At 44.7% G+C, this 15,928-nt stretch carries 16 protein-coding genes; 9 read left to right on the top strand and 7 right to left on the bottom strand.

Annotation, left to right across the window (positions count from 1 at the left end; all coding sequences use genetic code 11):
• Positions 1-19: 19 nt before the first annotated feature.
• Positions 20-2,566: a TonB-dependent receptor plug domain-containing protein gene (locus ACXAGP_RS17695; RefSeq protein ID WP_475262886.1), complete on the bottom strand. Its 2,547-nt coding sequence runs from the start codon at positions 2,564-2,566 to the stop codon at positions 20-22.
• 185 nt (positions 2,567-2,751) lie between these two features.
• On the opposite strand from ACXAGP_RS17695, the gene ACXAGP_RS17690 reads away from it, so the two are divergent.
• Both ACXAGP_RS17690 and ACXAGP_RS17685 read left to right on the top strand, forming a co-directional pair.
• Complete coding sequence (locus tag ACXAGP_RS17690; protein ID WP_475262885.1) at positions 2,752-3,198, top strand: YtoQ family protein; 447 nt, start codon at positions 2,752-2,754, stop codon at positions 3,196-3,198.
• A gap of 125 nt (positions 3,199-3,323) precedes the next feature.
• Positions 3,324-4,775, top strand: a complete 1,452-nt coding sequence (locus tag ACXAGP_RS17685) for a TrkH family potassium uptake protein (RefSeq protein ID WP_475262884.1) — start codon at positions 3,324-3,326, stop codon at positions 4,773-4,775.
• 31 nt (positions 4,776-4,806) lie between these two features.
• Here ACXAGP_RS17685 and trkA read toward each other — a convergent pair whose 3' ends face one another.
• The 4 genes from trkA to def are packed head-to-tail and all read right to left on the bottom strand — an operon-like array spanning position 4,807 to position 9,014.
• A complete protein-coding gene (gene trkA / locus ACXAGP_RS17680; RefSeq protein ID WP_475262883.1) occupies positions 4,807-6,183 on the bottom strand; it encodes a Trk system potassium transporter TrkA in 1,377 nt (458 codons plus the stop codon).
• A gap of 38 nt (positions 6,184-6,221) precedes the next feature.
• Complete coding sequence (gene rsmB / locus ACXAGP_RS17675; RefSeq protein ID WP_475263088.1) at positions 6,222-7,529, bottom strand: 16S rRNA (cytosine(967)-C(5))-methyltransferase RsmB; 1,308 nt, start codon at positions 7,527-7,529, stop codon at positions 6,222-6,224.
• Between the two features lies 1 nt (position 7,530).
• Positions 7,531-8,481, bottom strand: coding sequence for a methionyl-tRNA formyltransferase (fmt, locus tag ACXAGP_RS17670; RefSeq protein WP_475263087.1), 951 nt, complete (start codon positions 8,479-8,481; stop codon positions 7,531-7,533).
• Positions 8,482-8,504: 23 nt separating this feature from the next.
• Positions 8,505-9,014 carry a peptide deformylase gene (def, locus tag ACXAGP_RS17665; protein WP_475262882.1) on the bottom strand — a complete coding sequence of 170 codons (510 nt, stop codon included), beginning with the start codon at positions 9,012-9,014 and terminating at the stop codon, positions 8,505-8,507.
• 151 nt (positions 9,015-9,165) lie between these two features.
• Here def and ACXAGP_RS17660 point away from each other — a divergent pair, with 151 nt between their 5' ends.
• The 7 genes from ACXAGP_RS17660 (at position 9,166) to aroE (ending at position 14,907) form a co-directional block, all read left to right on the top strand.
• Positions 9,166-10,230, top strand: coding sequence for a LysM peptidoglycan-binding domain-containing protein (locus ACXAGP_RS17660; RefSeq protein WP_475262881.1), 1,065 nt, complete (start codon positions 9,166-9,168; stop codon positions 10,228-10,230).
• Between the two features lie 49 nt (positions 10,231-10,279).
• Positions 10,280-11,434, top strand: a complete 1,155-nt coding sequence (dprA, locus tag ACXAGP_RS17655) for a DNA-processing protein DprA (RefSeq protein ID WP_475262880.1) — start codon at positions 10,280-10,282, stop codon at positions 11,432-11,434.
• A gap of 5 nt (positions 11,435-11,439) precedes the next feature.
• Complete coding sequence (locus ACXAGP_RS17650) at positions 11,440-11,916, top strand: DUF494 family protein (RefSeq protein WP_338290269.1); 477 nt, start codon at positions 11,440-11,442, stop codon at positions 11,914-11,916.
• 37 nt (positions 11,917-11,953) lie between these two features.
• Positions 11,954-12,514, top strand: a complete 561-nt coding sequence (locus ACXAGP_RS17645) for a DNA topoisomerase family protein (RefSeq protein WP_475262879.1) — start codon at positions 11,954-11,956, stop codon at positions 12,512-12,514.
• A gap of 76 nt (positions 12,515-12,590) precedes the next feature.
• A complete protein-coding gene (gene tsaC, locus ACXAGP_RS17640) occupies positions 12,591-13,163 on the top strand; it encodes an L-threonylcarbamoyladenylate synthase type 1 TsaC (RefSeq protein ID WP_475262878.1) in 573 nt (190 codons plus the stop codon).
• Positions 13,164-13,165: 2 nt separating this feature from the next.
• Complete coding sequence (gene hemF, locus ACXAGP_RS17635; RefSeq protein ID WP_475262877.1) at positions 13,166-14,101, top strand: oxygen-dependent coproporphyrinogen oxidase; 936 nt, start codon at positions 13,166-13,168, stop codon at positions 14,099-14,101.
• Between the two features lie 8 nt (positions 14,102-14,109).
• Positions 14,110-14,907 carry a shikimate dehydrogenase gene (gene aroE, locus ACXAGP_RS17630; protein WP_475263086.1) on the top strand — a complete coding sequence of 266 codons (798 nt, stop codon included), beginning with the start codon at positions 14,110-14,112 and terminating at the stop codon, positions 14,905-14,907.
• Positions 14,908-14,917: 10 nt separating this feature from the next.
• Here aroE and ACXAGP_RS17625 read toward each other — a convergent pair whose 3' ends face one another.
• Together ACXAGP_RS17625 and ACXAGP_RS17620 are read right to left on the bottom strand one after the other, a co-directional pair.
• Positions 14,918-15,460 (bottom strand): gamma carbonic anhydrase family protein, encoded by a 543-nt coding sequence (locus tag ACXAGP_RS17625; protein WP_475262876.1) that lies wholly within the window; start codon positions 15,458-15,460, stop codon positions 14,918-14,920.
• 268 nt (positions 15,461-15,728) lie between these two features.
• Positions 15,729-15,928: hypothetical protein (locus ACXAGP_RS17620; protein WP_475262875.1), on the bottom strand; the 200-nt coding region annotated here is incomplete at its 5' end.

Here is a 15,928-nt window from a genome sequence, read left to right as displayed (position 1 = left end):
GGTTTCAGAAGTTTTGATGTTAAAAACGGCTCTCTATTCCAGCGTAGTAAAATCGACCATTGAAACCGAAAGGAGCGGCTCTTCTGGAATAGGTAAATACGCCGGCCGAGTTCACCACCACATCACCTGTATTGGTTTCTATTCGACCTTCTCGACTTTGACCGATTAAATTAGTGTCTGGATAGGTATTTGTCAGATTATTTACCCCGAAATGTATCAAGATGGTTTCACTGAGAGAGTAACCCACTCGAACGTCTGCCAGCCACTTGCTGGAAAACTGCTGACTTTGTTGTGCATCAATAACGCGATATTTTCCGTAGCGATTTAGATTAAAGTCTATTTGCCAATCTTCGTGGGTGTAGTTAGCAGAAAAAATGGCGTGCGACTCAGGTTGCCAATCTTCGATGATGGATCTGGCTTGCTCACCAAACAAATCCAGGTCGTTAAGTTCGGACAAACTGCCACTGGCGTTGATGCTTGTGACTTCGGTGTCGGTAATATTTAAAGCGGCAGTGAGTTCCAGGTCGCCTACTGATATTTCCGGGAACCAGGAAACCACTAAATCCAGTCCTTTGGTTTCAGTTTCCGCGGCATTAATAAAAAATTGAGCACTTTGTACGCCGTTTTGCATTAAGGCCTGATCGAGCTGAAGGCTACCTAATCCTTGCGTTAATTGTTCGCTAATAACGATTCTGTCATCGATATGGATGAGATAAAAATCCAGTGTTGCTGTGACATTGTGATTATTGTAAAGCAAGCCTGCATTAAAACTGACAGATTGTTCCTCTTGCAATTCCCGGATGCCAATTTGCTGAGCCAGATCGCTGTCATTGCGAAAAGTGCCTACTTGCGCTGCGCTGCCAAAGTTAAATTGGGTGCTGATATTGTTGAAATAGAGCTGCTGCATTGAGGGCGCGCGAAATCCTGTATTAATAGAGCTTCGAATGGCAAGTGTTGGGGAGAAATCAAAGCGACCCGCCAGTTTTGCGTTGAGAGTACCGCCAAAACCTTGATAGTGGTCATAACGAAGCGCCCCACTCACAAGGCTTTTAGTGGTGACGTCCCATTCAGCGTCAAAATAGGCAGAATAAACAAAGCGCGTTTCATTGACTTCATTTTCTGGTGTAAATCCCGGAAATACTTGAATGCCAGCAGCACCACCACCTTCTATACCATCGTAATCAAACCAGGCGTATTCGTCGCCTTGTTTAATTTCATACTGATCCAATCGTAGCTCTAGTCCCCATGCGTAATTCTTTCTTATGCGTTCACTGACAAAGTCCAGATTAACTGTCCCCAGAGATGTGGCCAACTCTCCTGCATAGGCATGAGTAGGGGTATTGGCTATGATTTGTTGGGCGTTCAAACCACTATTCACTTGTTCTTGCACAAAAGAAGCATTGACGGAATTATTCACATCAAATTGCATTTGATTACGACCAAAAGTGAAAGATACATCCATATTGATATTGCTTTCTAACAATGTGGAATAACCGGCATTGACTGAAAAGTCTAATAGCTGAGAATCAATTTCGGGTAGAAAGCCATCAGGGTAAAAACTTTGAGTACCGTCTACAAGTGGGTTTTTTTCCAGTTCATTGGCTCTTCTGAAGAATCCCCTGGAGAGGGTTTCTCGCAATGAAAAGGTGGCGAAACCATAATATTCACCATCAAGGGTTTCGCGATAGCCATTTAGAGCACCTGACAACTGTTTGACATCGGCGTCGCCTATCTGGAAGTTGGTCCTGGGAAACGCAATTTCTCTTGGGTCACTGGTTTCAAATATGCCGTCATTATTCATATCTGAACAAGATAGTAAGTACTGGCACACTCCAGATTGTCCAGCGCGATTGGTAGACCCACGGTCTCTATATTCAAGCGTCGCGTTTATTGTGCCCAATTCTGACTCAATAGAGTGGTTAACTGAAATTAGCGCTGAATTGCCATCACCTTCGTGATGCAAGCCATAGCTGCCATATACAGAGGAATAATCCACGTCATCTTTAAGAATGATATTGATGACACCCGCAATGGCATCAGAGCCGTATTGCGCTGCGGCTCCATCCCGTAATATTTCTATGCGTTTAATAGCGCCAGCCGGTATTGCATTGAGGTCTGTTCCAGAGGTTCCTCTGCCTACTGAGGTGTTGATATGCACCAGTGCAGCAGTATGCCGTCGTTTGTTGTTAATCAATACCAGTGTCTGATCCGGGCCCAATCCTCTCAGGGTGGCGGGTCGTATAGCATCGGTGCCATCACTGATAGCTGAGCTGGAAAAGTTGAAAGAGGGCGCAGTATTCTGCAACATTCTGCCCACTTCAAAATGACCGCTGCTACGCAATCTTTGTGCATCTATAGTGTCAACAGCAACTGGCAATTGCGCACTGCTGCGCCCAAAGTTACGAGTACCAATAACTCGCACTTGCTCGATTTCTTCATCCTCAAAATCTTCTGCAGAATCCAGGCTAATAGTTGTTTGCGCTAAGGTGATCGCTGAAGGGGGTAATACCAACAACAAGGAGATGCAGTATTGTAGATAGTTTTTGCGCGTTTTTACTTTAGCCAAACCGGAATAATTCTTTGAAATGAGTTATTTGCCGTAAGTATAGAATGAATTCTGAGGAATACACATACATCTAAAGTTGTATTTTTTTGAGAAGTAGCTTGCGTTATTGTCTAAAAAATAAACCAAAATTTGTATTTTTAAGGTATTACGTCCATATTTAAATTCGGGACAAAGGTTAAAGTGTCATGTCGATGGTTTGGCAAGTGTATTTGGCTGGAGAAATCCACACACAGTGGCGTGCTGAAATTACGGGGTTGAGTGAGACTCTGGGGATTAATGCAGCCTATTGTAGCCCAATCACTGACCACCAACTGAGTGATGATATTGGCCAGCAAATCTCAGGTGCAGAGCAAAAAGCCTTTTGGAACGATTTTAAAAGCGCCAGGTTAAACCAAGCTCGCAACAAAGTATTGTTAGAAAAGTCCGATATTGTAGTTGTTCGCTTCGGTGAGCATTACAGACAATGGAACTCCGCCTTTGATGCTGGATATGCCGTTGCCCATGGCAAGCAGTTAATTTCCTGGCACGATGAATCCCTCGACCACGCGCTTAAAGACATTGATGCCGCTGCTGTAACCGTAGCCAACGATGTGGATCAAGTTGTAAAAGCACTGGCTTATATTTGCAGTTAGCCAGTAGTAGTTCCTATTTCCAGGTATTTCTTATTCAGTGCATCTATTTATCCTTGAGTATCTGGCCCATTACTTTTAAAGTGCGCTATTCTTTGGCTAGCTAATTTCTTTTATTTCTCATATACATGCAATATCGCTCCATCGTCAGGATCTTGGGTTTACTGGTGGCAATGTTCAGTGTCACCATGGTGCCGCCTGCTCTGGTATCTCTGATCTTTCAAGATGGCGGTGGCCTTCCATTTTTACTGGCTTTCTTTTTGTGTTTAATCACCGGCGTAGCAATTTGGTACCCCAACAAGGATGCACGAGATGATCTGCGTGCTAAAGAGGGCTTTTTAATTGTTGCTTTGTTTTGGGCCGTACTAGCCAGTTTCGGGGCGTTGCCATTAATTTTGATGGAACAGCCTCAGATGTCAGTAACCGATGCTTTTTTTGAGTCCTTTTCTGGTTTAACCACTACGGGTGCCACCGTTATTCAGGGCATCGAGTTCCTGCCCAAAGCGGTACAGTTTTATCGACAACAGTTACAGTGGTTGGGCGGTATGGGGATTATCGTTTTGGCTGTTGCTATTTTACCTATCCTTGGTGTAGGTGGCATGCAGCTATACCGGGCGGAAACACCGGGCCCGGTGAAAGACTCCAAGATGACGCCGAGAATTGCCGATACCGCAAAACACTTGTGGTATATCTATCTCTCATTAACCATTGCTTGTACTGTAGCTTACTGGTTGGCAGGTATGAGCTGGTTTGATGCAATATGTCATGCTTTCTCAACCATAGCTATTGGCGGCTTTTCCACTTATGACGCCAGTTTAGGCCATTTTGACTCCACCCTGATCAATTTAGTGTGTGTTGTCTTTTTGTGGATTGCGGCGCTCAACTTTGCTTTGCACTATGCAGCCGCTACCGGCAGATCATTAAAAACCTATTTTTCAGATCCTGAACTCAAAGCTTTTTTCTCCATTCAATTTACTTTGGTATTAATTACTTTTTTGGTGTTGGTGTATTACGAGTTATACGATAATGCAGAGCAGGCGTTTGATCAGGCGTTATTGCAAGCCGTTTCTATCAGCACCACTGCAGGCTTTGCCACAACGGATTTTTCTGCCTGGCCTATTTTTCTGCCAATAGTCTTGATCTTTGCCAGCTTTATCGGTGGTTGCGCAGGTTCAACGGGAGGGGGCCTGAAGGTGATAAGGGTATTATTGCTTTATCTACAAGGTAAGCGGGAGGTGGATCGTTTGATACACCCCAAAGCAATTTACTCTGTAAAGCTCGGAGATAGAGCGTTACCCAGTCGCGTGGTAGATGCGGTTTGGGGATTTTTCTCCGCTTATGCTTTGGTCTTCGTGATTATTATGATCTGTCTGATTGCCACCGGCCTGGACAACCTGACTGCGTTTTCCGCAACGGCAGCCATGCTTAACAATCTTGGTCCAGGCTTGGGTGAAGTGGCAGCAAGTTATTCTACAGTCAGCGATGCGGGGAAATGGTTTCTAATACTGGCTATGCTGTTTGGACGACTTGAAGTCTTTTCCTTGCTTGTGTTGTTTTCACCAACTTTTTGGCGTAGTTAAGCGCTGTTATAGCAATTATTACTGCCTCAATTTAGAAGAAGAACGCACTGGGCTGGAACAGTTTTTCTACATCAGAAATAAATTTCTTATCCACTAAAAACATGATCACGTGGTCGTCAGCTTCGATAACGGTATCGCTATGAGCAATGATCACTTCTTCTTTGCGTACTATGGCACCTATTGTCGTACCCGGAGGTAGCCGGATTTCAGAAATCATTCTGCCCACTACCTTTGAAGTGTTTTCATCGCCATGAGCAATGGCTTCTATTGCTTCAGCGGCACCGCGGCGAAGTGAGTAAACATTAACGATATCGCCTCGACGGATATGGGTCAGTAGTGCAGAGATAGTCGCTTGTTGTGGGGAGAAGGCGATGTCGATTTCACCACCTTGCACCAGATCCACATAAGCACCACGCTGAATCAGCACCATGGCTTTTTTGGCACCAAGTCGTTTGGCTAACATGGCAGACATAATATTGGCTTCATCGTCATTGGTAACGGCGATAAAGGCATCTATTTGTTCCACCTGCTCTTCTTGAAGTAATTCCTGATCTGAGGCGTCGCCTACAAATACGATGGTTTTATCCAGTGTTGTAGACAGGTATTTAGCCCGGTCGTAACTGTATTCAATCAGTTTTACATGGTGATCGTGTTCCAGTTGTCTGGCCAACCCTGCACCGATCAATCCACCACCGGCAATCATTATACGTTTGTAGCTGCCCTCGAGTTTCTGCAACTCACTCATAACGGCACGAATATGCTTAGTAGCAGCGATGAAAAAGACTTCGTCATCCGCTTCAATAACTGTTGTGCCCAGTGGACGGATGGGTTTTCCACGGCGATAAATTGCTGCTACGCGCGTCTCTACGTTGGGCATATGTTCTTTTAATGCGGATAAAGCATGGCCTACCAGTAACCCCCCATAATAGGCTTTTACCGCCACGAGACTGGCTCTTCCCTCTGCGAACTCTACAACCTGCAACGTACCTGGGTAGTCGATAAGGCGCTTTATTGATTGAGTCACGAGTTGCTCAGGGGCTATTAAGTGATCTACAGGTACATCTTGATGTTTGAATAATTGCTTTTGGTAATGGATATATTGTTCTGAGCGAACCCGCGCAATTTTGGTGGGGGTTTTAAACAAGCTGTAGGCAACCTGACAAGCCATCATGTTGCTTTCATCGCTGTTAGTTACGGCCACCAACATGTCGGCATCTTCTGCACCGGCTTTTTGCAATACGTCGGGATGGGAGCCGATACCGTGCACCACTTGCAAGTCTAGCCTGTCTTGCAGTGCCCGAATTTTATCTGCGTCATAATCGATAACGGTAATGTCGTTTTTTTCGCCCACCAGATTTTCTGCCAGGGTGGCACCAACCTGACCGGCGCCCAATATTATGATTTTCATGTTGGAGCGTAACGACCCTCAATTATTGTTGTTTTTGTTCACTCAGTGACTGCTTTTTGCAGTTTAGCGTAATAAAAACCATCCATACCAGACTCACCGGGCAATATTTGTCTTTCCGTTGCGCTAATACTTTCATGTAGCGACATAGCTGATGCATCCGGGGTTCTGCTGAGGAATTCAACAATTTGTTGGCTATTCTCCTCAGGCAAAATAGAGCAAGTGGCGTAAAGCAAAACACCACCAGGTTTTAAACAGGTCCACATCGAATCCAGAATTTGTGCCTGCAAACCAGACAATTGTTCAATATCCGGACCCTTGCGCAACCACATTATGTCTGGGTGTCTGCGGATAATACCAGTGGCAGAGCAGGGGGCATCTAACAATATTTTATCGAACAATTGGCCAGTTGGATTCCAGCTGGTTATGTCATTGGCGTCGGCAACTCTGATGTCGGTGTTGCTCAGTCCTAAACGTTCGGTATTTTCTGCAATATTTTTAGCCCGTACGGCATCCAACTCCAGAGCGATGCATGTTTGCAGTTGCGGTTGCGCTTCAAGAATATGGCAATACTTTCCGCCGGGGGCGGCACAGGCATCCAGAATTACATCATTGGGCTGCGCGGCAAGATAGTGAGCAGCCTGCTGTGCCGCTTTGTCCTGGACACTAAACCATCCCTCGTTGAAGCCGGGAAGGGTTTGGATATTGATGTTGTTCACTAATTTGATCGTTTCAGGCAACTGCTCTTCCTGGCTACATTCGATACCCGCTTGTGAACAGGCTGCTAAAAAGGTATCGACTGTGGTTTTGGTTTGATTGATTCGCAACCAGATTGGTGGTTTAGCGCTTTGATTACAAGCAATGTCGCGATACTGTTCGGGATAAGCTTGCTTGATTTTTTTGTAGTACCACTTTGGAAGATTGAGTTGAATACGTTCTTCTTTGGGCATTAGTCTGGCCGTTTCTTTTCGTACAAAATTGCGTAAAACGGCGTTTACCAGTTTTTTTAAATGAGGTTGCTTTAAGTTATCGCAGGCACTCACTGTTTCTGAAACGGCAGCGTATTCTGATACTCGAGAAAAATGCAGCTGATAAACTCCCAAATACAGAAGATGCTCAACGACTCTGCTGTCGGGTTTGATGGGGGACTGCAGTAATCTATTGAGCCAAAATTGTAAGGTGGGCAAATTGCGCAAAACACCATAAAGCATTTCATGCAGCCAAGCTTTGTCTTGCTCTTTGACTTTTTCCAGGGTTTTGGGCAGCACTTCTTGCAGCGACTTACGCTGTTCCAATACTCCATAGATTGCTTGTGCGGCTATGGCTCTTAGATTGTATTGTTTGGCAATACTAATGAGCGGCTCCTAAACATTTTCCTGTCGTAAACCATTCTGGACGGGCATTGAGTATGTCTGCTACTGATTGGGCTTTTTTTCCGGGGATTTGCAGCTGCAGCAAGTTTAATACGCCGTTACCGGTTTGTACCTGAATACCATTTTTATCAGCGGCCAATACAGTACCGGGCACCTTACCTGAATCATCATTTAGCCATTGAGATTGCCAGACCTTAATATTTTGCTCATCCAGTTCAAACCAGGTACCTGGCCAGGGATTGAAAGCACGGATATTCCTTTCCAGCTGTTGTCCATCTTGGCTCCAGTCAATAAGTCCTTCGGACTTTTCCAGTTTTTGAGCATAGGTGGCTAGCTGTTCATCCTGTTTCACTGGGGTCAGTTGCTCAATGTTGTTCAATGCTTCCACCAAGGTTACGGGCCCGGATTCGGCCAGTTTTTCATAGAGACTGGCGCTGGTATCATTCGCTTCTATGGCTAGTTCTGATGTCAACAACATGTCACCAGTATCCAGGCCGACGTCCATATTCATAATGGTGACGCCAGTAATCTCGTCTCCTGCCCAGATGGCACGTTGTATCGGAGCTGCACCTCGCCATTTTGGCAACAACGAACCATGAACATTGATACAACCCAGTTCAGGAATATCCAGTACCACTTTCGGTAAGATCAATCCATAAGCTACCACTACCATGATGTCGAACTCGATGTCTCGTAGTTCCGCTTGTGCATCTTCCGCTTTTAATGTCGCGGGCTGGTAAACCGGCAAGTTGCTTTCCAAGGCAAGCTGTTTTACCGGGCTTGCCTGTAATTTTTTACCTCTACCGGCGGGTCTGTCAGGTTGCGTATAAACAGCAACCACTTGATGCTCTGAGTTAAGCAGTGCCTGTAAATGCTTGGCAGCAAAATCCGGTGTACCCGCAAATACTATCTTTAGCTTTCTCTTAATGGTGCTCTGTGACACGGCGATGGTTATCCTTTTGCCGCTAAACGGGCTTCTTTTTCCAGCTTGGCTTTGATGCGTTGGCGTTTCAATGGCGACAAATAGTCTACGAATAACTTGCCTTCTAAGTGGTCCATTTCATGCTGAATACACACTGCCAGCAACCCTTCAGCACTTAAGGTAAATTCTTCGCCGTTTTCATCCAGTGCCTTAACCGTGATTTCTTCAGCACGTTCTACCTTGGCATAGTTGTTAGGTACTGAAAGACAGCCTTCCTCATTGATCATTTTGCCTTGCTGTTCAATGATTTCTGGATTGATGAATACCCGTGGTTCATTTTGTTCGTCCGACACATCCATAACGATAACGCGTTTGTGTACGTTAACCTGGGTTGCAGCCAGACCAATGCCGCGTTCCTCGCGCATGGTTTCGAACATATCTTTGACCAAGGTTTTGATGGAAGCATCAATGTCAGTCACTGTTTCAGCTACTGTTCTGAGTCTTTCATCGGGAAATCTTAAAACGTCTAATACTGCCATAACTCTTCTCTGTAAAACCGTTACAGGGTATCGGCTTACATACATTTATTTGATTAAAAATTACGATCAATTGCTTTTAACCCGCTATTCTAACTGATAACGTCGGGCTAATAACAGTAGCTTGAGCAACTAATCACTGGTGGAGATGGGTTTGAAATTCCGTATTTTTAGTTTGGTTCTGTTGTTTCTGATAAGTTTTAGCGCGCTATCAGTGGAGATTAAAGCCTCGGCCCCGGATGTCTACGTTGTAAAAAAAGGCGATACGCTGTGGCAAATTGCTGGCATGTACCTGGACAAGCCCTGGAATTGGCCGCTGTTATGGCAGAAAAATACCCAGATTGTTAATCCACATCTGATTTATCCCGGTGATAAGTTAATGTTAGTGCGCAATGAGCATGGGCAGCCTGAACTCACCATGGTGAGAAATGAAAAGCGTCAAGTCAGTTTATCTCCTAAAGCCATTCGACAGCTGAAAAAACCAGACCCAATTCCCACTCTTTCCTGGTCAATCATTGAAACCCATATTCGCAATGATCTGGTAATGGAAAAAGCCGTTTATGATGCACAGCCTTATTTGTTGGGTGATCGTGAAGGTGCAGTGCGTTTCGCCCATACCGACATTGTGCTTGGCAAAAAAGGGGGCTTTCAACCGGAAACATTTCAAGTGGTGAGAGCACACAGTGAATTGCTCTCTATGGAGGGGGAGAGCTTGGGCTTTTTGGTCAAGCATGTGGCGACGGCTGAACCAATAGAAACACAACTGGATACGGAGATGTTAGTGCGCATCAAGGGTGCAGATCAGGAAATTAAACAAGGTGACCGGCTAATTCCGCTTGAGCACCGCGCCCAAGATTTGCAGGTGGAAATGAGCCCAGCAGTATCTCAAAAGGGAAATATAATTACCAGTTTACAAGATCGTTCTTTATTGGGAAAATATGATACCGTCGTGGTGGATTTGGGCTACGACGATGTACAAGCAGGCACCGTAATGGGAGTTTATTTACAAGGACCAGACATTATTGATGCTGAGCCTTTAAGTTACGACGAAGATGAAGTGTCGTTACTCACTTTCCACAACGAATCTGGCCGCATACAGCAGCCTGCTGTTAAGGTAGGAGAAATGGTGATATTCAAAACATTTGCCAAAGTCAGTTATGGCTTAATCACCTCATCCACCAGTGTGATTCGAAAAGGAGCGATAGTGGCGAAGCCCTAGAACGGAAATTTAAATAACATCGCCGAACAAGGAGTTCGGGAGTAGGGAGATGATGGACGAATATTCCCACACAGAGGAGCGCAACCTCTTTAAATATGCGCCAGAACAATCAATAGATTATTGGCTATTACTACACAACACACCTGGGTTGGGGTTTCAGAAAGTAAAACAACTATCCATGTTGTGCGATGGTCGTCTGGAAAACCTTCCGGAAGTCAGTTCCACAGCTTTAAAGCAGTTGAATTTCTCTGAGCCCTCAATCGCAACGGCGTTAAAGTCTAACGCGGCCTATATTGAAAAGGTAAAAAGTTGGCTTACTGACTCAAAATCACATAGGGTACTCACCTTTAATCATCCTGATTATCCTGATCCACTGCGTGAAATTTCATCCCCACCTTTGGTTCTTTTTTGTGTTGGGGAGCATCAAATCCTGCAGTTGCCTCAAATAGCTATTGTAGGGGCGAGAAAACAAACCCCGACTGGCGCTAAACTCGGCCGTACTCTGTCTTCTGAACTTGTGCAATGCGGCTGGGTAGTAACCAGTGGTTTGGCAATGGGCATGGACACTGAAGCGCATCGAGGGGCATTGCATAATAATGGTAAAACCATTGCCGTGATGGCTACTGGCGCTGATGCTGTTTACCCTCAAAGAAACAGACAGCTCGCACAGGAAATCGTGGCCAATGGTGGCTGTTTGGTCACTGAGTTTGCACTGGGAAGTGCACCGAAAAAAGATCATTTTCCAAGACGCAATAGAATCATTAGTGGCTTATCTAAAGGAGTTTTGGTGGTGGAGGCGGCCATTAAAAGTGGTTCTTTGATCACGGCTCGCTATGCCATTGAACAAAATCGAGAAGTCTTCGCTGTGCCGGGAAGTGTTTATAATTCAAACAGTCGAGGTTGCCACTATCTGATTAAGCAGGGAGCTAAGCTTGTAGAGCAAGTCTCTGACATCAATGAAGAATTCCTGAACCTGAAACAAATAGCGCAATTAACTGAAACAAAAAAGCCAGAAAAAAAGTGCAAATTACCCTTGGCAACCGACAGATTGTTAGCTAGTGTTGGGTTTGAAGCAACATCAATAGATGTTGTAGCGCAACGTAGCGGTCTGCCAGTGACGGCGGTGATGTCAGAATTATTAGAATATGAGCTACGTGGTTTGGTAGCCACTGTTCCAGGTGGTTACATTAGATTGGGGGAATAATAAAAATGTTCGATATCCTCATGTATCTTTTCGAAAATCTTGTTCATAGCGAGTCTGAATTTCGCGTCGACCAAGATGAACTCACCGAAGAGCTTATCCGAGCGGGTTTTCATCACGATGAAATCTACAAAGCCTTAGCTTGGTTGGAAAAATTAGCTGCTCTGCAAGACAGTGACATCAACCCCTATTTGTCTTCTGCTAATAGTCACGCGGTTGCGCGTGTGTTTACGGCTGAAGAAGAGGTGCGTCTTGATGTTGAATGTCGCGGCTTTTTAATGTTCCTTGAGCAAATTAATGTGTTAGATGCCTGCACACGTGAGATGGTGATAGATAGAGTCATGGAAATTGATGCCAATGACTTCTGCCTTGAAGATCTCAAATGGGTAGTATTAATGGTGCTGTTTAATGTGCCTGGCAAAGAAAACGCTTATGCTCAAATGGAAGATTTGCTGTTCGAAGAGCCTGAAGGTCCGTTACACTAAACGACCCTTGCACAAACAATGTTCTCGATAGCGAACTATGAATCATATTGATCACTCCTTATTTGACCACAGTAAAGAGTCAATCAGGCATGCCTATGGCGACTGCCCACAGTGCCAGTCTGAATTGCGTATCCGCAACGGCAAAAGTGGCAAATTTCTTGGGTGTTCTGCTTACCCCGAGTGTGACTATGCCCAACCTTTGGGGAAAACCCACGGTGTTGAAACCTTAAAGGTGATGGAAAACTCCGACTGCCCGCAATGTCATTCGTTACTGGCGGTTAAAAAAGGGCGGTTTGGTATGTTTATCGGCTGCACAAATTTTCCAGAGTGCCACTTTATCCAGCATGATGAGCCAAAAACCGAAACTGAGACAGTCGTGTCTTGCCCAAAGTGTAAAGTGGGTGAGCTAGTCAAACGCGCCAACAAATCCGGTAAACCCTTTTATTCTTGCAATCAATATCCAGGGTGCAAGTATATTCTTAACGAGCAGCCTGTTGCTGAAACCTGTCCTGTGTGCCAGTGGCCAGTTCTCATTAAAAAGTCTGAAACACAACTTCAATGCCCGCAAAAAGACTGTCAAACCAAAGTCGACGTCTAAATCTCTGGTGTAACGCGTTGCTTTTACGTTTTTAAGCTATACATTAGCCTTAAAGTTTTAAGGTAACAGGTAAGCCATGGCACAACAAAATTCCGCAAATGACAATGTTGATCCGATATTAGAGGCGTTTAATGCGGGCAAGATATTTGTTTATCCCACAGAAGGCGTTATCGGCATTGGATGCGATCCCGATAATGAAGATGCCGTTAAACAAGTGTGTGCATTGAAACAACGCCCACTGCACAAAGGTGTTATTTTGATTGCGGATAACTATTCTCAACTGGTTAAGTATGTGGATGACAGTGCCATACCGATGGACAAGCGCACCGAGATCTTTTCCAGTTGGCCAGGAGCCAATACCTGGCTTTTACCTAAATCTAAATATGCCCCCTCATGGATTACAGGTGAGCATAATTCTATCGCGGTAAGAGTGACGGCTCATAAGGGCGTAAAAGCACTTTGTCAGAAATTAAATAGTGCCCTGGTGTCAACCAGCGCTAATCTGGCAGGGCAGGAAGCTTGCCGAACCATCACTGAAGCAAAAGCCGTTTTTGGCGATTCGGTGGTATACATAGAAGGCGAAACGGATGGCAATGCTAATCCAAGTACTATAAGAGATGCCATTACCGGTCAAATCATTCGGGGTTAACTGTGTCGACACAACAGATTGAAGAAGTTAAAGCGTTTTTATTAAAGCTGCAAGATGATATTTGCCAGACATTAGAATTAAGTGATGGGAAAGGCACATTTAAAGAAGATAACTGGCAGCGAGAACAAGGAGGTGGCGGTCGCACACGAGTGCTCACAGGTGGTGATGTTATTGAGCAGGGCGGGGTAAATTTCTCCCATGTTTTTGGTGGAGAGCTGCCAGCCTCAGCAACAGCTGCTCGACCTGAGCTGGCCGGCCGAAGTTTTCAGGCGCTAGGCGTTTCATTGGTCATTCACCCCCACAATCCTTTTATCCCTACCTCTCATGCTAACGTGCGATTCTTTATCGCGGAAAAACCTGGAGAAGAGCCTGTCTGGTGGTTTGGTGGCGGTTTTGACTTAACCCCATTCTATCCATTTTTTGATGATGTTCAGCATTGGCATCAAACAGCTAAAAGTATATGTGAACCTTTTGGCGAAGAGGTTTATCAGGAATATAAAAGCTGGTGTGATAAATATTTTTATTTGAAGCATAGGAAAGAAACGCGTGGTGTGGGCGGCTTGTTTTTTGATGATTTGAATCAATGGGGCTTTGATAAGAGCTTTGAGTTTATGCGCAAGGTCGGCGAAGGATACTTGTCTGCCTACATTCCAATTGTTGAAAAACGCAAAGCCACCCGTTTTGATGAGCAGGAAAGGCAATTCCAGTTGTATAGACGTGGGCGTTACACCGAGTTTAATTTGCTGTTCGACAGAGGAACCCTTTTCGGCATCCAAAGTGGTGGGCGCACTGAGTCCATATTAATGTCGATGCCACCACTGGCAAGATGGGAATATGCCTATTCTCCTAAGCCAGGCTCAAAAGAAGCAGAACTATACGACTATTATTTAAAACCGCAGGATTGGTTGAATATCACCGAGCAGGAGTTGCGCGCTTGAAAAAGTTTATGGTGTTTGGAAATCCTATTGCGCACAGCAGGTCTCCAGAAATACATAAAATGTTTGCGCAACAATTTGGCGAGCAACTGTCCTATGAAAGGCAGCTTTCTACCGAGTCAGACTTTGTAAAAGATGTAAAAGCGCTCCAGCTTGAAGGATTTGTTGGCTGTAATGTAACCTTGCCTTTTAAAGAGCTGGCTTTTCAGCTGGCTGATGAGGTATCTCATAGGGCTCGCATTGCCGGAGCTGCCAATACCCTCAGTTTATTCAAAGATAAAATAGTGGCTGACAATACCGATGGACAAGGATTGGTGGGAGATCTCAGTTTGTCTGTTAATCTGACCGCAAAACATGTGTTGCTATTAGGCGCTGGTGGAGCCGCACGGGGCTGTATTTATCCATTACTTCAAGCTGGTGTGGAAAAGATAAGCATCTGGAATCGCACCCATGAAAAGGCAACCGTTTTGGCTAATGAGTTATGCGCTTTTGGCAATGTTTCTGCCGTTAGCAGCGAAGAGCTGGACTATGTCAAAGCTGTTATTATTGTCAATTCAACTTCTTCAAGCGTCAGTGGTCGTGTTCCTGATATCACACCTGATGTATTCAAAGAGGCGGAATTGGTCTACGACATGTTTTATCAGCAAGGGTTAACCAGCTTTCTAGAGTTTGCTGAAAAATACAATAATAAAACGCAGCTAAAAGATGGTCTTGGTATGCTGGTGGGACAGGCTGCTGAAAGTTACCGTATATGGCACGGTCAACAACCTGATATTACTAGTGTGGTAGATGTATTGCGCAAGGGCTGAAACCTTGGAGTTATTGCTCAACTATTTCTTCCAGATATTCATCCTTCAATAAAACATAATTCTCTGCCGACTGTTTTAGAAAGGCTCGCTCTGCGTCGTTAAGGGGACGAGCTTGCTTGCAGGGCTGGCCCACATATAGATAACCGGATTTTAATGTTTTGTTGGGTGGCACCAATGCTCCGGCACCAATAAACACATCATCTTCTATAACGGCACCGTCCATAATAATAGCGCCCATCCCCACTAGAATTCGATTCCCTAATTTACAACCGTGCAACATACAATGATGACCGACCGTCACATCATCCCCAATAATTAGTGGATGCCCTTCAGGATTCCCTGCGCTTTTGCGGGTGACATGCAGTATTGTGCCATCCTGAATATTGGTATTGCGGCCGATCGTCATACTGTTCACGTCACCACGGGCAGCAACTAATGGCCAGATACTGGAATGGGAACCTATAGTAATATCACCCACTAATATTGATGATTCATCTACATAAACCCCTTCAGCTAATTTGGGCGTTATTCCTTTATAAGATCGAATTGGCATTACTGTCTCATTTAATAGCGTTAAATATTCCAGGACTTTAGCAAAGATCAGCCTGTAATTTAGGCTTTTTGAACTATATTGATTAATAATTCATCGCTTGAACCTTTTTTGTCAAAATTTTGCAATAAAGTGTTGACGGTGAAGATGATGTCTGTAGAATGCGCGCTCGCTTCAGGGGGGAAACGTTCTTTCCTAGTAAAGAGACAACTCAGAAGCAGCTTCTAAAGGCACAAAAACTGAATTGCGTAAAAACTCTACAGGCCTTTAGTTAAGCGGACTTCAACAAGTCACTTGAAAAAATAAATTCAAATAAAATGTTGACAGTCACAAAGGGAAGTGTAGAATGCGCATCCCGCTTGAGGAGAGACTCAAGCAAGCGTTCTTTAACAATTAGCAATAAGACAATCTGTGTGGGCATCGATTGATTTTGATGTCGACCCAAAAAATTTATATTTTCGATTTTAATTG

This window comes from Planctobacterium sp. AWM4_229 (assembly GCF_056160305.1).
The sequence above is the reverse complement of the archived record's forward strand: the minus strand, read 5'-3'. Positions and strand labels throughout refer to the sequence as shown.

Excerpts from the sequence above, each read along its gene's own strand:
- ACXAGP_RS17690 (WP_475262885.1), top strand. The coding sequence starts at position 2,752 with ATGTCGATGGTTTGGCAAGTGTATTTGGCTGGAGAAATCCACACACAG.
- ACXAGP_RS17685 (WP_475262884.1), top strand. The coding sequence starts at position 3,324 with ATGCAATATCGCTCCATCGTCAGGATCTTGGGTTTACTGGTGGCAATG.
- trkA (WP_475262883.1), bottom strand. The coding sequence starts at position 6,183 with ATGAAAATCATAATATTGGGCGCCGGTCAGGTTGGTGCCACCCTGGCA.
- def (WP_475262882.1), bottom strand. The coding sequence starts at position 9,014 with ATGGCAGTATTAGACGTTTTAAGATTTCCCGATGAAAGACTCAGAACA.
- dprA (WP_475262880.1), top strand. The coding sequence starts at position 10,280 with ATGATGGACGAATATTCCCACACAGAGGAGCGCAACCTCTTTAAATAT.
- ACXAGP_RS17650 (WP_338290269.1), top strand. The coding sequence starts at position 11,440 with ATGTTCGATATCCTCATGTATCTTTTCGAAAATCTTGTTCATAGCGAG.
- ACXAGP_RS17645 (WP_475262879.1), top strand. The coding sequence starts at position 11,954 with ATGAATCATATTGATCACTCCTTATTTGACCACAGTAAAGAGTCAATC.
- tsaC (WP_475262878.1), top strand. The coding sequence starts at position 12,591 with ATGGCACAACAAAATTCCGCAAATGACAATGTTGATCCGATATTAGAG.
- aroE (WP_475263086.1), top strand. The coding sequence starts at position 14,110 with ATGGTGTTTGGAAATCCTATTGCGCACAGCAGGTCTCCAGAAATACAT.
- ACXAGP_RS17625 (WP_475262876.1), bottom strand. The coding sequence starts at position 15,460 with ATGCCAATTCGATCTTATAAAGGAATAACGCCCAAATTAGCTGAAGGG.